General features: G+C 67.8%; 21 protein-coding genes, 1 tRNA gene and 1 pseudogene. 9 read left to right on the top strand and 14 right to left on the bottom strand.

What is annotated here, in order from left to right:
- The first annotated feature begins 5 nt into the window (after window positions 1-5).
- Window positions 6-1,176: pseudogene (locus WT26_RS04635) on the top strand (ABC transporter permease).
- Between the two features lie 12 nt (window positions 1,177-1,188).
- On the opposite strand, the gene WT26_RS04630 reads toward WT26_RS04635, so the two are convergent.
- Complete coding sequence (locus tag WT26_RS04630; RefSeq protein WP_069272282.1) at window positions 1,189-1,911, bottom strand: glutathione S-transferase family protein; 723 nt, start codon at window positions 1,909-1,911, stop codon at window positions 1,189-1,191.
- 39 nt (window positions 1,912-1,950) lie between these two features.
- Here WT26_RS04630 and WT26_RS04625 point away from each other — a divergent pair, with 39 nt between their 5' ends.
- Together WT26_RS04625 and WT26_RS04620 are read left to right on the top strand one after the other, a co-directional pair.
- Window positions 1,951-2,922 carry a LysR substrate-binding domain-containing protein gene (locus WT26_RS04625; RefSeq protein WP_069272281.1) on the top strand — a complete coding sequence of 324 codons (972 nt, stop codon included), beginning with the start codon at window positions 1,951-1,953 and terminating at the stop codon, window positions 2,920-2,922.
- A gap of 45 nt (window positions 2,923-2,967) precedes the next feature.
- Window positions 2,968-4,380, top strand: a complete 1,413-nt coding sequence (locus WT26_RS04620; RefSeq protein ID WP_069272280.1) for an enolase C-terminal domain-like protein — start codon at window positions 2,968-2,970, stop codon at window positions 4,378-4,380.
- A 45-nt stretch (window positions 4,381-4,425) separates the two neighbouring features.
- On the opposite strand, the gene WT26_RS04615 is transcribed toward WT26_RS04620, so the two are convergent.
- From WT26_RS04615 to WT26_RS04585, 7 genes are all read right to left on the bottom strand, one after another.
- Window positions 4,426-4,812, bottom strand: coding sequence for a DUF7079 family protein (locus WT26_RS04615; RefSeq protein ID WP_060227895.1), 387 nt, complete (start codon window positions 4,810-4,812; stop codon window positions 4,426-4,428).
- Window positions 4,797-5,066 carry a hypothetical protein gene (locus tag WT26_RS04610; protein WP_059947287.1) on the bottom strand — a complete coding sequence of 90 codons (270 nt, stop codon included), beginning with the start codon at window positions 5,064-5,066 and terminating at the stop codon, window positions 4,797-4,799. Before WT26_RS04610 ends, WT26_RS04615 begins: the two co-directional genes overlap by 16 nt.
- A 40-nt stretch (window positions 5,067-5,106) precedes the next feature.
- Window positions 5,107-5,182, bottom strand: a tRNA-Ala gene (locus WT26_RS04605).
- Between the two features lie 51 nt (window positions 5,183-5,233).
- Window positions 5,234-5,575 carry a c-type cytochrome gene (locus WT26_RS04600; RefSeq protein ID WP_069272279.1) on the bottom strand — a complete coding sequence of 114 codons (342 nt, stop codon included), beginning with the start codon at window positions 5,573-5,575 and terminating at the stop codon, window positions 5,234-5,236.
- Window positions 5,572-6,357 (bottom strand): BON domain-containing protein, encoded by a 786-nt coding sequence (locus WT26_RS04595; RefSeq protein WP_069273691.1) that lies wholly within the window; start codon window positions 6,355-6,357, stop codon window positions 5,572-5,574. Before WT26_RS04595 ends, WT26_RS04600 begins: the two co-directional genes overlap by 4 nt.
- A 17-nt stretch (window positions 6,358-6,374) precedes the next feature.
- The gene (locus WT26_RS04590) at window positions 6,375-6,959 is read right to left on the bottom strand and encodes an SIS domain-containing protein (RefSeq protein WP_069272278.1); all 585 of its coding nucleotides are present in this window, start codon (window positions 6,957-6,959) and stop codon (window positions 6,375-6,377) included.
- Between the two features lie 126 nt (window positions 6,960-7,085).
- Window positions 7,086-7,514, bottom strand: a complete 429-nt coding sequence (locus WT26_RS04585; protein WP_196774793.1) for a YraN family protein — start codon at window positions 7,512-7,514, stop codon at window positions 7,086-7,088.
- 46 nt (window positions 7,515-7,560) lie between these two features.
- Here WT26_RS04585 and rsmI point away from each other — a divergent pair, with 46 nt between their 5' ends.
- On the top strand, window positions 7,561-8,439 hold the full coding sequence (gene rsmI / locus WT26_RS04580; RefSeq protein WP_069272277.1) for a 16S rRNA (cytidine(1402)-2'-O)-methyltransferase: 879 nt from the start codon (window positions 7,561-7,563) through the stop codon (window positions 8,437-8,439).
- Window positions 8,440-8,523: 84 nt separating this feature from the next.
- Here the strand turns inward: rsmI and WT26_RS04575 are convergent, their stop codons facing one another.
- Complete coding sequence (locus WT26_RS04575) at window positions 8,524-9,129, bottom strand: septal ring lytic transglycosylase RlpA family protein (protein WP_069273690.1); 606 nt, start codon at window positions 9,127-9,129, stop codon at window positions 8,524-8,526.
- A gap of 633 nt (window positions 9,130-9,762) precedes the next feature.
- On the opposite strand from WT26_RS04575, the gene WT26_RS04570 reads away from it, so the two are divergent.
- The 3 genes from WT26_RS04570 to WT26_RS04560 all read left to right on the top strand — a co-directional run bounded on the left by WT26_RS04570 (window position 9,763) and on the right by WT26_RS04560 (window position 11,613).
- Window positions 9,763-10,407 carry an MBL fold metallo-hydrolase gene (locus WT26_RS04570; protein ID WP_027788624.1) on the top strand — a complete coding sequence of 215 codons (645 nt, stop codon included), beginning with the start codon at window positions 9,763-9,765 and terminating at the stop codon, window positions 10,405-10,407.
- Complete coding sequence (locus tag WT26_RS04565; protein ID WP_059528234.1) at window positions 10,404-11,063, top strand: hypothetical protein; 660 nt, start codon at window positions 10,404-10,406, stop codon at window positions 11,061-11,063. Before WT26_RS04570 ends, WT26_RS04565 begins: the two co-directional genes overlap by 4 nt.
- Before the next feature lie 79 nt (window positions 11,064-11,142).
- On the top strand, window positions 11,143-11,613 hold the full coding sequence (locus WT26_RS04560; protein ID WP_006477376.1) for an Lrp/AsnC family transcriptional regulator: 471 nt from the start codon (window positions 11,143-11,145) through the stop codon (window positions 11,611-11,613).
- Window positions 11,614-11,630: 17 nt separating this feature from the next.
- Here the strand turns inward: WT26_RS04560 and WT26_RS04555 are convergent, their stop codons facing one another.
- The 3 genes from WT26_RS04555 to WT26_RS04545 all read right to left on the bottom strand — a co-directional run bounded on the left by WT26_RS04555 (window position 11,631) and on the right by WT26_RS04545 (window position 14,340).
- A complete protein-coding gene (locus WT26_RS04555; protein ID WP_069272276.1) occupies window positions 11,631-12,797 on the bottom strand; it encodes a cation diffusion facilitator family transporter in 1,167 nt (388 codons plus the stop codon).
- A gap of 235 nt (window positions 12,798-13,032) precedes the next feature.
- Complete coding sequence (locus WT26_RS04550) at window positions 13,033-13,326, bottom strand: H-NS family nucleoid-associated regulatory protein (protein ID WP_006491875.1); 294 nt, start codon at window positions 13,324-13,326, stop codon at window positions 13,033-13,035.
- 354 nt (window positions 13,327-13,680) lie between these two features.
- Complete coding sequence (locus WT26_RS04545; RefSeq protein WP_069272275.1) at window positions 13,681-14,340, bottom strand: HugZ family protein; 660 nt, start codon at window positions 14,338-14,340, stop codon at window positions 13,681-13,683.
- 164 nt (window positions 14,341-14,504) lie between these two features.
- On the opposite strand from WT26_RS04545, the gene WT26_RS04540 reads away from it, so the two are divergent.
- Window positions 14,505-15,707 (top strand): MFS transporter, encoded by a 1,203-nt coding sequence (locus WT26_RS04540; protein WP_069272274.1) that lies wholly within the window; start codon window positions 14,505-14,507, stop codon window positions 15,705-15,707.
- Between the two features lie 85 nt (window positions 15,708-15,792).
- Here WT26_RS04540 and WT26_RS04535 read toward each other — a convergent pair whose 3' ends face one another.
- Together WT26_RS04535 and WT26_RS04530 are read right to left on the bottom strand one after the other, a co-directional pair.
- A complete protein-coding gene (locus WT26_RS04535; RefSeq protein ID WP_069272273.1) occupies window positions 15,793-16,935 on the bottom strand; it encodes a branched-chain amino acid ABC transporter substrate-binding protein in 1,143 nt (380 codons plus the stop codon).
- A 380-nt stretch (window positions 16,936-17,315) separates the two neighbouring features.
- On the bottom strand, window positions 17,316-18,395 hold the full coding sequence (locus WT26_RS04530; RefSeq protein WP_069272272.1) for an NAD(P)H-dependent flavin oxidoreductase: 1,080 nt from the start codon (window positions 18,393-18,395) through the stop codon (window positions 17,316-17,318).
- Window positions 18,396-18,627: 232 nt separating this feature from the next.
- On the opposite strand from WT26_RS04530, the gene WT26_RS04525 reads away from it, so the two are divergent.
- On the top strand, window positions 18,628-19,320 hold the full coding sequence (locus WT26_RS04525; protein ID WP_069272271.1) for a dienelactone hydrolase family protein: 693 nt from the start codon (window positions 18,628-18,630) through the stop codon (window positions 19,318-19,320).
- The last annotated feature ends 41 nt before the right edge of the window (window positions 19,321-19,361 follow it).

Below are 19,361 nucleotides of genomic sequence, written 5' to 3'. Positions count from 1 at the left end.
CCGCGATGGCCATTCCGTTCGCCTACGTCGCGCGCAACCTGTGGACCCGGCGGCTCACCACCGCGCTGACCGCCGGCGGGATGGCGCTCGTGATCTTCGTGTTCGCGACGGTGCAGATGCTCGACGCGGGGCTCACGAAAACGCTCGTGTCGACCGGCGAACCCGACAACGCGGTAGTGATCCGCAAGGGCGCCGAAACCGAGATCCAGAGCTCGATCGACCATCAGCAGGCCAATGCGCTCGAGATGCACCCGGCCGTCGCGCTCGGCCCCGACGGCCGGCCGCTCGTGTCGAAGGAAGCGGTCGTGCTGATCTCGCTGGTGAAGACGTCGTCGGGCAAGCCGTCGAACGTCGTGATCCGCGGCGTGTCGCCGGCGGGGATCGGGCTGCGCCCCCGCGTGCGGCTCGCGGCCGGCCGCATGTTCGCGCCCGGCTCGTCGGAAATCATCGTCGGCAGCGCGATCGCGAAAGGCTTCAGCGGCACGCAGCTCGGCGACCGCCTGCATTTCGCGCAGCGCGACTGGACCATCGTCGGCATCTTCGACGCGGGCGGCAGCGGCTTCGATTCGGAGATCTGGGGCGACGTCGACCAGCTGATGCAGTCGTTCCGGCGCACCAGCTATTCGTCGATGGTGCTGCGCATCCCGAGCGCCGACGGCTGCGTTCGCGCGCTTCAAGGCCGACATCGACGTCGACCCGCGGCTGACCGACGAGGCGAAACGCGAGCAGACCTTCTACGGCGACCAGTCGAAGGCGCTGTCGACCTTCATCAACATCCTCGGCATCACGCTGTCGACGATCTTCTCGATCGCCGCGATGATCGGCGCGATGATCACGATGTACGCGTCGGTCGCGAACCGCGTCGCCGAGATCGGCACGCTGCGCGCGCTCGGCTTCAAGCGCACGAACGTGCTCGCCGCGTTCCTGCTGGAAGCGCTGCTGCTCGGCTTCGTCGGCGGCGTCGCGGGGCTCGCGTGCGCGTCGCTGATGCAGTTCGCGTCGTTCTCGACGACCAACTTCCAGACCTTCGCGGACCTGTCGTTCCGCTTCGTGCTGACGCCCGCGATCGTCGTGAAGACGCTGCTGTTCTCGCTCGTGATGGGGCTCGTCGGCGGGTTCCTGCCGGCGATGCGCGCCGCGCGGCTGAAGATCGTCGACGCGCTGCGCGCGCAGTGACGGCTGCCGCCGTCAGGCCGGCGCGGACGCCGGCGCGAGCCGGGCGAGCGGGAGCGCGGCATCGAGCGCGACGTGCCCTTCGAACGCCGTCGAGGCCGGCAGCGCCCGCTCGTCCTCGATCGCGTGGGCAAACTGCACGCCGGGGTCGTCGCCGAGCCGCGCGCGCAATTCCGCGATGCGCGGGAACGCGTCGCGCTCGAACACCGCGTGATAGTCGGCCCAGCGGGCGATCCCCGCGAAATACGCATCGGCCAGCGTGCGCTGCCGGCCGAGCAGCCACGGGCCGTCGCCGAGCATCGCCTCGAGCTGACGGTGCGCGCGCATCACGCGGTTGCGGCCGTACGCCTGCAGAACCTCCTTTTCCGTGCCTTCGGCGGCGTGCTCGTAGACGTACCAGAGCGCGCCGAATGCGTTGAAGAACGTCGTGTTCAGCCACGCCAGCATCCGGTTCAGCTGGTCGAAATCGTGCGTGCCCTGCCGGAACGCGAGACCGGCGCCGGACGCCTGCGCGCCGATATGGTTGAGGATCGCCATGCTCTCGGTCAGCACGTTGCCGGCCTCGGTGATGAACGCCGGCGTCTCGGCCGCGGCGTTCAGCGCGAGAAACGCGTCGCTCGTCACGAGGCCCGGCATCGTGATGCGCGACAGCCGGTACGGCTGGCCGACCCATTCGAGCGCGACGATCGAGCCGAACGAACAGCCGGCGGGAATACCGTAGAGAAGGATCGGAGACATCGGACATATCCGGGTGATTGAACGAGTTCGAATGCTCTCATTTCGAACGCTGCCGCAGTAGCCGCTAAAATCGAAACCCGTCGTTTCTTCTGGTGGACGCTGACTGTGAATCTGAACGATCTCTACCTCTTCGTGCAGGCGGTCGACGCAGGCAGCATGTCGGCGGCCGCGCGCCGGCTCGACCTGCCGAAATCGACGGTCAGCAAGCGCGTGGCCGAGCTCGAGCACACGCTCGGCGCGCGGCTCGTGCACCGCACGTCGCGCAGCTTCCGGCTGACGCCGGTCGGTGCCGAATTCTTCGAGCATGCGCGCGCGGCGGTGATCGAAGCCGAAAGCGCGCGCGACGCGGTACTGCGGCAGGCCGCCGAACCGGCCGGCATCGTGCGGATCACGAGCTCGGTGCCGGTGGCGCAGCACATCCTCGCGCCCTGCCTGCCGGCGCTGGCCGTCGCGCACCCGAAACTGCTGCTGCAGATTCATGCGAGCGACCGCCTCGTCGACATCGCGCAGGAAGGTTTCGACATCGCGGTGCGCAGCCATTTCGCCCCGCTCCCCGATTCCGCGCTCGTGCAGCGGCCGCTCGCGACGGCGCCGATCATCGCCGTCGCGTCACCGGCCTATCTCGCGCGGTGCGGCGAACCGGCCGAGCCGGCCGCGCTCGCGCAGCACGACGGCCTGTATCCGGGCCTGCAATCCGCCCCGTGGCGCATTGGCCGCAGGGGCGACAGCGACGACAGCGTCGAGATTGCGCCGCGCCCCCGCCTGCATGCTGACGAATCGACGCTGCTGCTGCAAGCCGCCACGGCCGGCCTCGGCATCGCGTGCCTGCCCGACTGGATCGCCGGGGCCGCGCTCGCGTCGGGCGCGCTCGCGCGCGTGCTGCCCGCGTGGCACGCCGGGCAGGTGACCACGACGCTGCTGATGCCGCATCGGCGCGGCCAGTTGCCCGGCGTGCGCGCCGCCGTCGAGTTCCTCGTGCGGCACGTGGCCGGCGCGCACGAACGGGCATAGCGCGACGATTCAAAATCTGCATCGATCAAGACCAGGAGCCAAGCAATGTCCGAACCCCGCAGCGCCGGCCCGACGCCGGACACCCCGCTGGTGACCCGCATGCAGGTGATTCCCGTCGCCGGCCGCGACAGCATGCTGCTCAACCTGTGCGGCGCGCACGCGCCATACTTCACGCGCAACCTCGTGATCCTCGACGACAGCAGCGGACATGCGGGCGTCGGCGAAGTGCCGGGCGGCGAAGGCATCCGCCACGCGCTCGAGCGCATGACGGATCTCGTGGTCGGCCAGTCGATCGGGCGCTATCAGGCCACCCTCAACGCGGTGCGCGCGGCGCTGTCCGGCGCGGGCCCGGGTGCGGGCCGCACGATCCGGCACGAGGTGACGTCGGCCGGCGAGGCGGCGGTGCTGCGCCAGCCGCACGAGATCAACCTGCGGCTCGACAACGTGATCACCGCGATCGAGGCGGCGCTGCTCGACCTGCTCGGGCAGCATCTCGACGTGCCCGTCGCCGCGCTGCTCGGCGAAGGGCAGCAGCGCGACGCGGTGCCGATGCTCGCTTATCTGTTCTACGTCGGCGACCGACGGCGCACCGATCTGCCGTATCGTGACGAAACGCATGCGCCGAGCGCGTGGTTCCGGCTGCGCAACGAGGAGGCGCTCACGCCGGCCGCGATCGCGCAACAGGCGGAAGCCGCCGTCGAGCGCTACGGCTTCGTCGATTTCAAGCTGAAGGGCGGCGTGATGGCCGGCGCCGACGAGATGGCAGCGATCGCCGCGATCAAGGCGCGCTTCCCCGACGCGCGCGCGACGCTCGACCCGAACGGCGCGTGGTCGCTCGACGAGGCCGTCGCGCTGTGCCGAGGGCAAGGACACCTGCTCGCGTATGCGGAGGATCCGTGCGGGCCGGAAGGCGGCTATTCGGGCCGCGAGGTGATGGCCGAATTCCGCCGCGCAACGGGAATTCCGACCGCGACCAACATGATCGCGACCGACTGGCGGCAGATGGATCACGCGGTGCGGCTGCAGGCCGTCGACATCCCGCTCGCCGATCCGCATTTCTGGACGATGCAGGGCTCGGTGCGGCTCGCGCAGCTGTGCCGCGACTGGGGGCTCACGTGGGGCTCGCACTCGAACAACCACTTCGACGTGTCGCTCTCGATGTTCACGCATGCGGCGGCCGCCGCGCCCGGCACGATCACCGCGATCGACACGCACTGGATCTGGCAGGAAGGCGACGCGCGGCTCACGCGCGAGCCGCTCGCGATCGTCGGCGGCAAGGTGGCCGTGCCGGAACGGCCGGGGCTCGGGATCGAGCTCGACATGACGCAGGTCGAGGCCGCCAATGCGTTGTACAAGGCGGTCGGCGGGACGGCGCGCGACGACGCGGTCGCGATGCGGTATCTCGTGCCGGGATGGAGTTACGATCCGAAAAGGCCGAGCTTTGTGCGGGGCGCCTGACGACGTGGAACGCGCACGTCCCGACGAAGCCGTGTGGGCATAGCGCTAAGCCTTACCGAGCGTCTTGAGCTCGCGCTCGAGTTCAGCCCACCAGGAGCGGAAGAGGAAGCGGCACATGGTGCTCCAAATGCCGCCCGTGACACGGCGATAGAACGACAGGTGCTGTTGCGTCAGCCGCTCGGCGACGTCACGCATGACGGCATCGCCATCGAATCCCATCCATACGCTGGGGGCCGGCGTCAGTCCGTTGGTGCCCAGCACGGGCGCCACCTCCTCGAACAACGTGCGCTTCAACTCGGCGCGGTCCATGTTCGGACAGTCGCGGACCAGGGCTTCGGCCACGGCCTTGTAATCGACTTCGTTGTCGACGAACAGGTCCGACATGACCAGCCAGCAGTTGCGGCGCTCGCGTGCGCTTACCGAATCGGCCATTTCATGAATTCCCGAAGCTCTTGCTGGTAACGCTCGTTGCCTTTCTCGGCGAGGCTGGCGCCCGCTAGGCCATTCGTCGCAATCAGCACGATCGCGCACACCGGCGAACCCGGCCCGCATATGGTCGAGACACCCGCAGAAGTAGCGGCGGGAGCAATTTCGAGATAAAGGCCGCCACCGTCGAACAGGCGATAATTCTTCCCGGTCGGCCTGGCGTCATGGACGTAAAAAAGGCCGGAAGCCTTGTGCAACAAGGACTTTCCGGCCTTCGCTGGATGTCTCCAGACTTGAATGTGGTGGAGCGGAGGAGGATCGAACTCCCGACCTTCGCATTGCGAACGCGACGCTCTCCCAGCTGAGCTACCGCCCCAACAAGCAAACATCATACACACACTTTCGCGCGCGTGGCAATAGTGTCAAATTACTTTGACGGCGCGCCGGCCAGCACCCATTCGACCACCGAACGCGCGTCGGCGTCGCTCATGCGCGGATGCGCCGGCATCGGAATCGCACCCCAGACACCGGAGCCACCTTCCTTCACCTTCTTCGACAGCTTTGCCACGGCCTGCGGATCGGCCTTGTAGCGGGCGGCGATTTCCTTGAACGACGGGCCGACGAGCTTGCGGTCGACCGCGTGGCAGCCCATGCACGCATTGCCGCGCGCCACCTTCAGGCCGTCGCCGACATCCGCGTGCGCGGCGCCCAGCGTGCCCGCCACGAGCGCCGCGGCTGCGGCGCCTTGAATCCACTGCTTCAGCTTCATTGCGGTGCCGCCTTCGGGTTGCCCGGGTGCACGTTCGACGAATTCGAGATCGGCGCGGGCGGTTGCAGCGGCGTGGACTGCACCGACGCGTCGGGCACGGCGCCCACCGTCGCGCCGTCAGCCGACGCCGCGGACGCGCCGCTCGCGGGCGACGCCGCCTGCAGCGCCTGCGCGTCCTGCGGCTTCACGTACTGGAACACCTTCACGACCTTCTCGACGCCGGGCACCTGGCTGGCGGCTTCCGCGCCGCGATTGCCCTCGTCGACCGTCACGAGCCCCATCAGGTAAAGGTTGCCGCGTTCGCTGACCACCTTGTAGTAGTTCGCCGAGATGCCCTTCGTCGCGATCAGCTCGGACTTCACGCGCCCTTCGAGGTACGAGTCGTTCGCGCGCGACGACAGCGACGACGCCGGCTCGACCGACAGCTCGTTGACGATGCCGTTCACGTTGTTGATGCCGCGCACGATTTCTTCGGCACGCTGCTTCGATGCATCGTTCGGCACTTCGCCGGTCAGCAGTACGCGGCGGTTGAATACCGTGACGTTCACATGCGACTGGTCGGGCAGCCCGTTGTTGATCTGCGTGAGCGACTTGACCTGGATCTCCCGGTCCTCCGTCTGCGCGCCGAGCGTACGGCGGTCGGTCGCGACCAGCGCGCCGCCGCCGGCCGCTGCGCCGACGATCCCGAGCACACAACCCTGCAGCGACACGACGAGGCCCGCCGTCAGCGCGGCGAGCAGCGTGGTTCTGACGAGCGTCTGTTTGACGCGGCTTTGATTCATCGACGGCTCTCCTTCGTTCAATCCTCACCCAGCAGCATCGCGTCGATGCCGTCGCACAGGCAGTGGATGGTCAGCAGATGGACTTCGTGGATGCGCGCCGCGCGAACGGCGGGCACGCTGATCGGAATATCGGTGTCGGACAGCACGGCCGCCAGCGCAAGGCTGCTGCCGCCGGTGAGCGCGACGACGGTCATCTCGCGTTCGTGCGCTTCGTCGATCGCCGCCAGCACGCGCGGCGACGCGCCGCCCGGATCGAGCACCAGCAGGATGTCGCCGGTCTGGCCGAGTACGCGCACCTGCTGGGCGAACAGTTGCTCGGCGGACACCGCGCCCGCGAGGCCGCCCTGCGACGCGTCGGTGGCCAGCGCGATCGCGGGCAGGCCCGGACGCTCGCGCTCGAAGCCGCCGACGAGCGACACGGCGAGGTAGTGCGCGGCAGCGGCCGACGGGCCGTCACCGCACGCGACGATCTTGTTGCCGTTCGCCAGCGCGGCGAACATCGCATCGACCGCGGCTGCGATCGGCAGCGACAGCGCGTCGGCCGCTTCGGCGTGAAGCGCGGCGCTGTCGTGGAAATGTTGCTGAATACGTTCGACTGACATCGATTCCTGGTGAACTGGGCGCGCGGCACGCATCGCGCGACATCGTGGGTGCGGCGAGTTTACCGTACTCCGGCATGGTCTCCGGGGGTCCGGCAAGAACTCTTTACATCTCGTCACAGCTCGCGGCTACGCCTCGTCGGCACGAAATGCGTCGCGCAGCCATACGAGCCGCCCGGCCTCGAACGCGACGACGTCGAAGCGGCACGCGGCACCGGCGCCGTGCCGCGCCCAGAACTGCAGCGCGGCCGCCACCAGGCGCCGCCGCTTGCGCCAGCCGACACTCGCGGCCGCGCCGCCATGCCGGACGCTGCGCCGCGCGCGCACCTCGACGAACACGAGCATGCCGTCGGCCTCGCGCATCACGAGATCGAGCTCGCCGCCGCGCATCGTCACGTTCGCCGCGACGAACACGAGGCCACGGCGTTCGAGAAACTGCCGTGCCCGCTGCTCGAACGCCGCGCCGACCGGCTTGGATCGCGCCGCGCCGGAAAAGTTGTCGCCCGCACGCGGCAAACCGCGCCCGTCGCCCGGCCGCGCCGGCGCCGCGTGGCACAATGCCGTCCTTGTTCCGCTTGCGCCGCGATTGCGCGCATTGCCTGCCATGACTGCCCTCCTCGAACTCGCGCAAACGCAGCACTACCCGGAAGCCGCGCTCTACGTGGTCGCCACGCCGATCGGCAACACCGCCGACATCACGCTGCGCGCGCTGCACGTGCTCGGCCTCGCCGACCGCATCGCGGCCGAAGACACCCGCAACACGGGCCAGCTGCTCGCCCGCTACGGGATGTCGAAGCCGCTCGTCGCCGTGCACGAGCACAACGAACGCGAAGCCGCGCAGCGCGTGATCGAACTGCTGCGCGGCGGCGAACGCGTGGCCTACGTATCGGACGCCGGCACGCCCGGCATCTCGGACCCCGGCGCGCGGCTCGTCGACGCGGTGCGCGCCGCCGGCTTCGCCGTGATCCCGCTGCCGGGCGCGAGCGCGGCGGTGACCGCGCTGAGCGTGGCCGGCGACTGGGCCGGCGCGTTCACGTTCGCGGGCTTCCTGCCGCCGAAGGCCAGGCAGCGCGCGACCGCGCTCCAGGCGCTCGCCGCGCACCCGTATGCGCTGGTGTTCTACGAGGCACCCCACCGGATCGCCGAAACCGTCGCCGCGCTCGCCGATGCATTCGGCCCCGCGCGCCGGCTGCTGATCGCGCGCGAACTCACCAAGCTACACGAGCAGCTGTTCCAGGGCACCCTGGCCGAAGGACAGACCTGGCTCGCCGGCGATGCGAACCGGCAGCGCGGCGAATTCGTGCTGGTCGTCGAAGGCGCACCGGCGACGAGCGGCGAAGCCGACGACACCGCGCACGACGCGCTGCTCAGGCTGCTGCTGGAAGAGGTGCCGGTGAAGAGTGCGGCGAAGCTCGCGGCCGCGCTGACGGGCGCGTCGCGCAACGCGCTGTATGCGCGTGCGCTCGCGCTGAAGGACGGTTGAGCGGCGGCGCCGCGGAAACGACAAAGGGCTGCCGATGGCAGCCCTTTGTCGTTTGGCCCGCTGGCGGCAGCGGGAGCCGTCGCGTTACTTCGTCGAGACCGACGCGAACATTTCGTCGCGTGCCTCGCGCGCTTCCTGCGGCGACAGCCCTTCGATCTTCACGCGGCCCGTGCCGGCGTGCACGAGGCCGATCATCTTCGCGGCGGCATACGACAGGTCTAGCACGCGGCCGCGCTTGAACGGCCCGCGATCGTTGACCTTCACGACGACCCACTTGCCGGACGACGCATTCGTCACCTTGATGTACGACGACAGCGGCAGCGTGCGGTGCGCGGCGGTGAGCGCGTTCATGTTGAAGCGTTCGCCGTTCGCGGTGCGGCGGCCGTGGAAATCGCGCCCGTACCACGACGCGCGGCCCGTCTGGCGGAAGTCGGATACGTCGGCGCCGTCGATCGGCTGCGCATCGGCGAGCGACGCGCCCTTGGCTTCCTTGCTGTCGGCGGCCGGCATCGACGCCAGTGCGGAATCGAAATTCAGTTGCACGCTGTTGTCCGCGCCTGCGGCGGCGGTCGTCCTGACCGCGTTCTTCTGGTTCGCGCTCCCGGTGGTCTGGCTGGGTGGCACCGCACAGCCCGTCAACGCGAAAAATACAGCCAAAGTTCCGAATCGGCTCGGAAATCGAAATTTCATCGACGTGTCGCCTTCTGGTTCGGGCCGCGTCTTCACGACATTGCTATACGGCCCGGACGGCAAATGCGTGCACGCCCCGCTCGGATGCGAGCAGGCGGCTAGCATGGGCGCGGCTTTCGTCTATGCCGCAACCGTCCTGATTAGCTTTCACGTCTGGCGCAACCTGTCCCCAACAGCCTGACCAGACCCCACATGCCGCCATCGAACATGGCTTTCACGTTCGCGCGCGTCGAAACGACCGACGCACAGGAACGGCGGCACAGGCCTCATCCGGCGGCGCGGCAGCAGGGCCGCAGGCGGGCGCGCAGCGCCCGGCCGGACAAGACGTGAGCACCGAATGCTCGGTGCTGGATACACCGCCGGACTCCCCGGCGGCTGATGCTTGACGGTGCTCATGACCCCGTGTCAATCGGGGTTCGAACACCAGCGGATTGCGTAAATTTCACGCAGGATGCGCGCCATTATACAGAATTCAAAAACGTGTCTCGAAAACCGCCGTCGGCGCACCATCGATTCTCGCCATGGCCGTAACAATCGGCATGCCCGCGAGCGCATCGCACGGCCTACGCGGCGCGGCCGACCGGCCGCGTGTTCGCCCGGTACAATCGGACCTTTCAACCCGCCGGTGCCTCCATGAAAGTCACGCTCATTCCGGTCACGCCGTTCCAGCAGAACTGCTCGCTGCTCGTCTGCGAGAAAACGGGCCGCGCCGCCGTCGTCGATCCGGGCGGCGACCTCGACCGGATCCAGCAGGAAGTCGCGCGGCAGAACGTGCAGGTCGAGAAGGTGCTGCTCACGCACGGGCACATCGATCACTGCGCGGGCGCGAAGACGCTCGCGACGCACTACGGCGTGCCGATCGAGGGGCCGCAGGAAGAAGAACGCTTCTGGATCGAGAAGCTGCCGATGCAGAGCGAGCGCTTCGGCTTTCCGGCTGCCGAAACCTTCGAGCCGGATCACTGGCTGAACGACGGCGACACCGTGCAGTTCGGCGACGAGACGCTCGAGGTCTATCACTGCCCGGGCCACACGCCGGGCCACGTCGTGTTCTTCAGCCGCGCGCATCGCGTCGCGATCGTCGGCGACGTGCTGTTCGCCGGCTCGATCGGCCGCACCGATTTCCCGCGCGGCAATCACGAGGATCTCGTCCGCTCGATCAAGGAGAAGCTGTGGCCGCTCGGCGACGACGTGACGTTCGTGCCGGGCCACGGCCCGGTGTCGACGTTCGGCGACGAGCGCCGCACGAACCCGTTCGTGTCCGACAAGGCATTCGGATGAACCAGACCGCCATCCCGGAAATCTACGTCAGCACCGACGTCGAGGCCGACGGCCCGATTCCCGGCCCGCACTCGATGCTGAGCTTCGCGTCGGCCGCCTATACCGAGGACAAGCAGCTGATCGCAACCTTCTCGGCCAACCTCGAGACGCTGCCGGGCGCGCACGCGCACCCGGTTCAGGAAGCATGGTGGAAGACCGAGCCCGAAGCATGGGCCGCGTGCCGCCGCGACCTGCAGGCGCCCGAGGCGGCGCTCGTCGCGTACGTCGACTGGGTCGAGGCGCTGCCCGGCAAGCCGGTGTTCGTCGCGATGCCGGCCGGCTTCGACTTCACGTTCATGTTCTGGTACATGATGCGCTTCGCCGGGCGCTGCCCGTTCTCGTGGTCCGCGCTCGACATCAAGACGCTCGCGTTCGCGATGACGGGCCTGCCGTACCGCAAGGCGATCAAGCCGCGCTTTCCGAAGCACTGGTTCGACGACCATCCGCACACGCACGTCGCGCTCGACGACGCGATCGAGCAAGGCGCGCTGTTCTGCAACATGCTCGCCGACCTGCGCCGCCAGCAGGCCGCGCTCGCGGGCCTCGCGGTGTCGGACACCGATCGGTCGGAAAACGCGGGGGCGGGACAAAACCCCACGGATCCACGAGCAAATTAGCGAATCTCGCTCAGCAACGCGACGCCAGATTGCCTTTCCTTTCCCGGCCCTCTAACATTCAGCATGTTGTTGCTGCCGCATGGAGGCGCAGGTGACGCTCGATTCCTTTTCGCAAAAAATCCTTCGCCTGTTGCAGCTCGACGCGCGCCGTTCCGTTCAGGAAATTTCCGACCAGGTCGGCCTGTCGAGCACGCCGTGCTGGCGCCGCATCAAGGACATGGAACAGTCGGGCGTGATCCAGCGCTACACGGCGCTGCTCGATCGCGAGAAACTCGGCCTGCACGTGTGCGCGCTCGCGCACGTGCACCTGACGCGCCACAACGAAGGCGGCGTCGAGCAGTTCGAGCGCGAGATCGCGACCTGCCCGGAAGTCACCGAGTGCTACAGCACGACCGGCGAGGCCGATTACATCCTCAAGATCGTCGCGCCGGACATCAAGGCCTACGACGTGTTCCTGCACGAGCGCATCTTCAAGATCCCCGCCGTGTCGCAAGTGCGCACGAGTGTCGTGCTGCGCGAGATCAAGTTCGACACGCAGTTGCCGCTCTAAGCGCGAACCGCTCCCCGTCATGGACGCTCCGGCACCGCCCGCGTGAAGCCGATCCGGCGCGCGCCGAACTGGCGCGCCAGCGCGCCGACGTCGAGCCGCTCGGCAAGCGCCGCGTCGGCATCGGCGCTTGCGTGCGGATCGGCCGCGAGCGTCACGTCGATCTCGAGCCCCGTGCTCAGGTAGTGGAGATTCACCGTGTCGGCGCGCAGGCCGCGCTGCGCGAGCGCGGCCTCGAGCCGCGCCGCGATCTCGCCGCGCGGCGGCAGCGCGAGTGCCGGACGGCGCGCCGCATCGTTCTCGGGGTCGACGTGGATCAGCGCGTCGAGCACGCGCGGGTCGCGCAGCACGCGTGCACGTGCGGTTTCCGCGATGTAATGCCCTTCGGAGACGGAGATCATCGGATCGACGAGGATGTGCGCGTCGACGAGCGCCGCGTCGCCCATCTTGCGCGTGCGCAGGTCGTGCACGTCACGCACGCCCGGCGTCGCGGCGAGCAGCGCGCGAATCTCGGCCGTGTCGGTGGTGTCGAGTGCGCGATCCGACAGGTCCTGCAACGCGTCATAGCCGAACGTCCAGCCCATGCGCGCGACCATGAAGCCGACGATCGCCGCCGCGATCGGATCGAGCAGCCGCACACCGGCCAGGCTGCCGACGATGCCGATCGCGACGACGAGCGACGAGGCCGCATCCGAACGCGCATGCCATGCATTCGCGACGAGCATCGCCGAGCGCACGCGCCGTGCTTCGCGCAGCATGTAGCGAAACAGCGCCTCTTTCGACACGAGCACCGTCAGCGCGACGACCAGCGCACTGAAATGCACGGGCGGAATGTCCTCGAGATGCACGAGACGGTCGCCGGCCCGCCACAGCATGCCGACGCCGACTGCAATCAGGATTGCGCCGAGAAACAGCGACGCGACGGTCTCGTAGCGGCTGTGCCCGTAATTGTGGTCGGCGTCCGGCGATGCGCCGCTATGCCGATTCGCAACCAGCACGACAAAATCCGAGATCAAATCGGAAATCGAATGCACCCCGTCGGCAATCAATGCTTGCGAATGCGCAATCGCGCCGACGACGATCTGAAATGTTGCGAGCACGACATTCAGCACAATACTGACGAACGTGCTCTTGCGTGCAACCGCGTGCTTATCTGCGCTCTGCGCGTCGCCGGAAAACGTGGACATGAAATATGAGATAACGAGATGTGATATCGGATTCTACCAAGGCGCGTTGCACGCCATTCCGATAACCCCAAATTTCTTATTTAAATCAATCGCTTATGCGAACAGGTCGTATTTCCATTCACACCGATCGTGACATTTTCGTGACAGCCGGCGGGCGCCGGCGGCAGCCAAAACAAAAGGCCGCGCTCCAGTCAAGGACACGCGGCCTTTCAGCGCGAGGCTGTCGAACAGGCGCTCAGATTGCAAACTGCTCGCGGTTCTTGCCCGCGATCCAGCGCGGCGGCTTGCCGCGGCCCGACCACGTCGCGCCCGTTTCCGGATCGCGGTATTTCGCGGCGACGCCGGCGCGCGGACGGCCGACCTTGCCTGCCTTCGCGCGGCTGAGACCGAGTTCGGCGAGCGAAAAGCCGTAGTCGGCAATTTTCTGCTTCACGTCATTCAGCACTTCAGCGTATTCACGCGACTTCGCTTCTTCGATTTGCTTCTCCAGCTTCTCCCGCTGGGCCAGCAGGTCCTTGTAAGAAGACATAGTTTCCCTTTCTATCTGACCAATGGCGCCGGTCTGCAGCCAGCTCACCATTCATGAAATATATGTGCCTCGGATTTTCGAAGGCAGAGATTAACACAAAACGGAATTGAATGAAGCGGACTCAATGAAAATCCCGAGTTGAATTGCCATTCGGCCGGGTCATTTTGCGTCGTCGCGGCCATTTCTCAATTTTCCATGTCCTTACAGCGAGATTAGGACAAAAGCTGGCGACTATTAAGACTTTCAGCATACGCAATTACCCTGCATTCAGAAAAATAGAAGCTTTCATCGGACGACAGGATCGGAAAAATCGACTTGTATAGTCAACGGAATAAACAATCGACGCCCGCGACGTCACGCCACACGTTGCGCGCATGCAACCAGTTGCGTGCGCAGCGCGCCGGTGTCCGTCTGCGGCGCGTCGAACGCGGTGCGGATCCGCCGGCCGTCGTGCCGCCAGTCGGCGCCGTGACGATCGACGCCGAGCAATTCGAGCCCGGCGCGACGCACGTCGGCGGCGTCGTACGCGTCCCATAACGCCTGTTCCTCGTCGAAGGCGAGCGGCGCCCGCGGGTCGAGCGCCGTGCCGTCGACCCAGCCCATGCGCCCGAAACCGCCGATGTAGCGCAGCCGCTCGATGTCGAGCGCCCAGAACGTGAAATCGCCGAGCGCCAGAAAGCGTGCGGCGTCCGGCTCGTAGCGCAAGTAGCGCGCGGTGACGTGCGGATCGTCGCCGAGCGGCACGAACCGGCCGAGCAGCGTCGCGCGCTCGGCGTTCAGCACGTCGCCGCCGGGGGCGTCGACGACGAGGAAGCCCGCGCGCGGATCGGCGGCCAGGTTGCGCGTGTGCTCCGCGAGGCTGCTCACGAGGATCACCGGACGATGGCTTGCATCGGGTGCAAACGGAACGACCGTCGGATACGGGAAGCCCTGCGGATCGCGCGCATGGGTGGCGAGCGTGCCGAGCGCGCAGCGGTGCAGCAGATGCAGGGCGAGAGCGGGATCGATGTTCAAGAGGACTCCTGCGGTCGAAAAGCGGCGCATCGTGCGCGCCGCGGTGGATCGATGTTACTCGTGACAAGCACCGCGCCAGCGAAATCGTAAGCGGTTCGATAGAATCGGACGAATCCCGATCGACGTCTCGGGCGTTCGATCATTTTTCCTCTGCAGAGCTTGACGTGTCCGAATCCTCCCCCGACCTCGCGGCCGCGCCCGCCGCGCACCGCGCCCTTTCGCTCCCCGTTCGCCAGCGCGCACGCACCGCGTCGATGGCGCTGTTCTTCGTCGCCGGCATGATGTTCGCGTCCTGGGGCGTGCATGTGCCGACCGTGCGCGACAAGTTCGCGCTGAGCCCCGGGCTGCTGTCGATCGCGCTGTTCGCGGTCGCCGTCGGCTCGATCGCCGCGATGCTGACCATCGCGCGCTGGATCGCGCGCGTCGGCTCGCGCACCGCGTGCCTCGCGGGCGGGCTCGTGATGTCGGCCTGCGCGGCACTGATTCTCGTCGTGCCCGACTACTGGATGCTGCTGGCCGTGCTCGCGCTGTTCGGCTTCTCGATGGCCACGCTCGACGTCGCGATGAACGCCGAGGCCAGCGCGGTCGAGATCGCGATCGGCAAACCGATCATGTCGTCGCTGCACGGCATGTTCAGCATCGGCGGGATGGCGGGCGCGGCCGCCGGCGGCGCGCTGCTGTCGGCCGGCATGGCGCCGGCCGTGCATCTCGCGCTCGCGGCGGCGGTCAGCGCCGCAGTGCTCGTCGCCGCGTGCCCGTCGGTGCTGCCGCATGTGCCGCACCACGAACACGCGCACGGCGGCGGCAACCGCTGGCGCTCGCCCGCCCTGTGGATGCTCGGCGGCATCGCGCTCGTCGCGCTGATCGCCGAAGGCGCGATGTACGACTGGGCGACGGTCTACATGCGCGACGTCGTCGCGGCGAGCCCCGCGCTCGCGAGCACCGCCTACGCCGCGTTCTCCGGCGGGATGGCCATCGCGCGCTTCGCGGGCGACGCCGTGCGCGCCCGCTTCGGCGCGCCGCAGCTCGTGTTCGCGAGCGCGTCGCTCGCCTGTGCGGGAATGATCGGTGCGCTGTTGCTGCCGTATCCGGCCGCGGTGCTGACCGGCTTCACGCTGATGGGCCTCGGCCTCGCGAACATGATGCCGGTGCTGTTCGCGGCGGCCGCGCGCGTGGAAGGCATCCACGCGGCCGAAGGGCTCGCGCACGTGGCCGGGCTCGCGTATTTCGGCATGCTGTTCGGTCCGGTCGCGATCGGCGCGGTCGCGCAGGCCGCGAACCTGACGATCGGCCTGTCCGTCGTCGCGCTGTGCGCGGCGCTCGTCGCGGCCGTCGCGCCGAAAGTGCTCGCGCGGCTGAAGATCTGACGGCGCGGCTGGCGCCGGCCCAAAAGAAAACGCGCATGCGTGGCCGCATGCGCGTTTTCACCCCTTCTGTTGACCGCCTGTTGCGTTACATCTTCACTTCGTCGAGCAGCGACTTCTTGCCGTTCTTGTAGTTGTACAGCGAGATCACGCCGTGCTGCAGGTCGCCCTTCGAGTCGAAGGTCGTCGTGCCGATCACGCCCGAGTAGTTCGTCGCCGGCATCGCGGCGAGGATCTTCGCCGGATCCGTCGAGTTCGCGCGCTTCATCGCATCGGCGATGATGTACACGGCGTCATACGTGAACGGTGCGTAGATCTGGATCGGCTGGCCGAAGCGCTTCTCGTACTTCGCCTTGAACGCCGCGCCGCCCGCCATCTTCTCGAGCGAGGCACCGGCTTCCGAGCACACCACGTTGTCGGTCGCGTCGCCGGCCAGGTCGGCCAGCTTTTCCGTGCACACGCCGTCGCCGGCGAAGATCTTCGCGCGCAGGCCGAGCTGCTTCGCCTGTTTCGCGAACGGGCCGCCGGTGGCGTCCATGCCGCCGTACATGATCGCGTCCGGGTTCTCGCCCTTGATCTTGGTCAGAATCGCGCGGAAGTCGACCGCCTTGTCGTTCGTCGCGTCGTGCGACATCACCTTCAGGCCGAGCGCCTTGGCCTTCTTCTCGAACTCGTTCGCGAGGCCCTGGCCGTAGGCGGTCGAATCGTCGACCACCGCCACGCTCTTGATGCCCTTCGAATGCGCGTAGTTCGCGAGCGCCGGGCCCTGCTGCGCATCGGTGGCCACCACGCGGTACGTGGTCTTGAAGCCCTGCTGCGTGTAGGCCGGGTTCGTGGCCGACGGCGAGATCTGCACGATGCCCGCATCGCTGTAGATCTTCGAGGCCGGGATCGACGTGCCCGAGTTCAGGTGGCCGACCACCGCGACGACCTTGTCGTCGACGAGCTTCTGCGCAACCTGCGTGGCCTGGCGCGGGTCGGCCGCGTCATCCTGCGCATCGAGTTGCAGCGTGATCTTCTGGCCGCCGATCGTGAGACCCTTCGCGTTGATCTCCTCGACTGCGAGACGCGCGCCGTTTTCGTTGTCCTTGCCCAGGTGTGCAATGCCGCCCGTCAACGGCGCGACGTGGCCGATCTTGACGACTTGATCGGCTGACGCGTTGCTTGCAGCTGCAGCGCACAGCATCGCTGCGGCGGTGATCGGCAACAGCTTTTGCATCTTGATATTCATGTAAGTCTCCAGTTCGGTCCCAATAAACGCCATCGCCCGGTGCCCCGCTGCCATCCCTGTGTTTGCAATCACTGGACGATTCGCCGGATGCATCGTTCATGCACTTGGCCTCAAGCACGTGAAGACCGCCGCTTTTAGCAGCCGCCCGCCCGTACTTGCGCGCAAGTGTAGGTGATCAAATTAATTTGTGGGACTTTTTTGGGGTAGTGGTAACACTACCGATGCAAGCATGTATCAGGCCACCCTCGCGCCTCGCCGCAACGCCCGCCGGATAAGGGTTTCCGCTAGTTCTGACACCTTATTGAAAGGCTTTTACAAGGCGCTCGCGCAACATTCCCAATCATCATTTTAGGCATTGGATCGCGACGCGGGACGCGCGCTCAGCGCGCCGCCGCACGCCATTCGGCATCGAGCGCCGCAACGAGCTGCGACGTCGTCAGCGCATCGCCGCGCCGCCGTGCGAGCGGCGCGCCCTGCCCGGCCCACAGCGACAGGTAGTCGCCGTCGTTCGCGCGCGCGGCGGCCTGGCGCAACGGCTGCGTCAGCGCGTTCTGCACCGGGTACGGCGCGACGTCGGCCACGCGTTCGCCGAGCCGCGCCATCAGCGTATTGCGCAGCCCGCGCGCGTGGCGGCCGGTGATCGCGCGCGTGACCTGCGTCGACGTATCGGTGCTCGCGAGCAGGCGCGCCTTCCAGTCCGCCGCGATCGCGCTTTCCGCACAGGTGAGGAACGCGGTGCCGAGCTGCGCGCCCTGTGCGCCGAGCGCAAGCGCGGCCGCGATCCCGCGGCCGTCCATGATGCCGCCCGCGGCGAGCACGGGCAGGCCCGTCGCGTCGACCAGTTGCGGCACGAGCGCGAACGTGCCGATCAGCGCGTCGTCGGCGGAACCGATGAACGTGCCGCGATGGCCGCCCGCCTCGGCGCCCTGCGCGGACAACGCGTCGGCGCCGGCCGCCTGCCATGCGAGCCCCTCGGCCACGTGCGTCGCCGTGCCGATCACGTAGGTGCCGGCGGCCTTCAGGCGCGCGACGTCGGCCGCGTCGAGCACGCCGAACGTGAAGCTTGCAACGGGCACGCGCAGCGCCACCAGCGCATCGAGTTGCGCACGGAAATCCGGCGCGTAGCGCGCGGGCGCGGTGCCCGGCGGCAATCCGAGCGCCGCGTTCAGCGGGTCGATCGCGGCCAGCGCGCGCGCGACGGTCGCCGCGTCGGGCGCCGCGTCCGGCAGCACGAACAGGTTGACCGCGAACGGGCGGGCGGTCGCCGCGCGGATGGCGTCGACTTCGGCCGCGAGGCGCTCGGGCGCGAACGCGGCGGCGCCGAGACTGCCGAGCGCGCCGGCATTCGATGCGGCGGCGACCATCTCGGCCGTGGTCGCGCCGACCATCGGCGCCTGCACGAGCGGCAGGCGCAGGCCGAAGCGTTCGGAAAAGGGCGTGGACAGGGAGCGGGCTGACATGAGCGGATCCTTCGGTGGCGCGCGAAAGCGCGTTGTAATGGGTCGATGCGTTCGACTCTACCGAAGCGCCGCACCACCGAAAAATGAATAATCGAGATCGAAACGATCGCTGCGCGAGAAGCGAACGGCGCGCACGGCCACCGCTTCTCGCCGATCGGTGGCACACTAGACCGTCCCTTTTTTCAATTCCGAGAGGCGCGCGCGGCGCGGCCTCGCTTGCCAGGAGTACGACGTGACTGCCCAATGGATCGACATCCCGACCGGTAACGACAGCTTCGGCGGCTATCTCGCGCTGCCCAGGCGCGGCACCGGCCCTGCCGTCATCATCATCCAGGAGATCTTCGGCGTGAACTCGCACATCCGCGCGGTCGCCGACCAGTACGCGTCGGACGGCTTCGTCGCGCTCGCGCCGGACGTGTTCTGGCGCACGCAGCCGCGCGTCGAGCTGACCTATGAAGGCGCGGATCGCGACAAGGGCATCGAGCTGATGAAAAAGACCGACGTGGGCCTCGCGGTCGCGGACATCGGCGCGGCCGCCGACCTGCTGCGCACGCGGCCCGAAACCGACGGCAAGGTCGCCGCGATCGGCTACTGCTTCGGCGGCCAGCTTGCGTACCGCGCGGCCGCGGCCGGCAAGATCGACACGGCCGTGGCCTACTACGGCGGCGGCATCCAGAACGCGCTCGACCTCGCCGGCCAGGTCACGCAGCCGATCCTGTTCCACTACGCTGAAAACGACCACGGCATCCCGCTCACGGCCGTCGACCAGGTGAAGGCCGCGTTCGCCGGCCACGGCCATGCGTCGTTCCACGTGTATCCGGGCGCCGAGCACGGCTTCAACTGCACGGATCGCGCGTCGTACAACCAGCGCGCAGCAGCGCTCGCGCACGGCCGCACGCTGACCTTCCTCGCCGAACAACTGTAAGCGGCACGGCGGTGCGGCCCGCCCGCCCCGCCGGCTTCCAT

Source organism: Burkholderia cepacia (assembly GCF_001718835.1).
In the GTDB taxonomy this organism is placed as follows: Bacteria; Pseudomonadota; Gammaproteobacteria; order Burkholderiales; family Burkholderiaceae; genus Burkholderia; species Burkholderia cepacia_F.
This window is presented reverse-complemented; position numbering and strand designations above follow the sequence as displayed.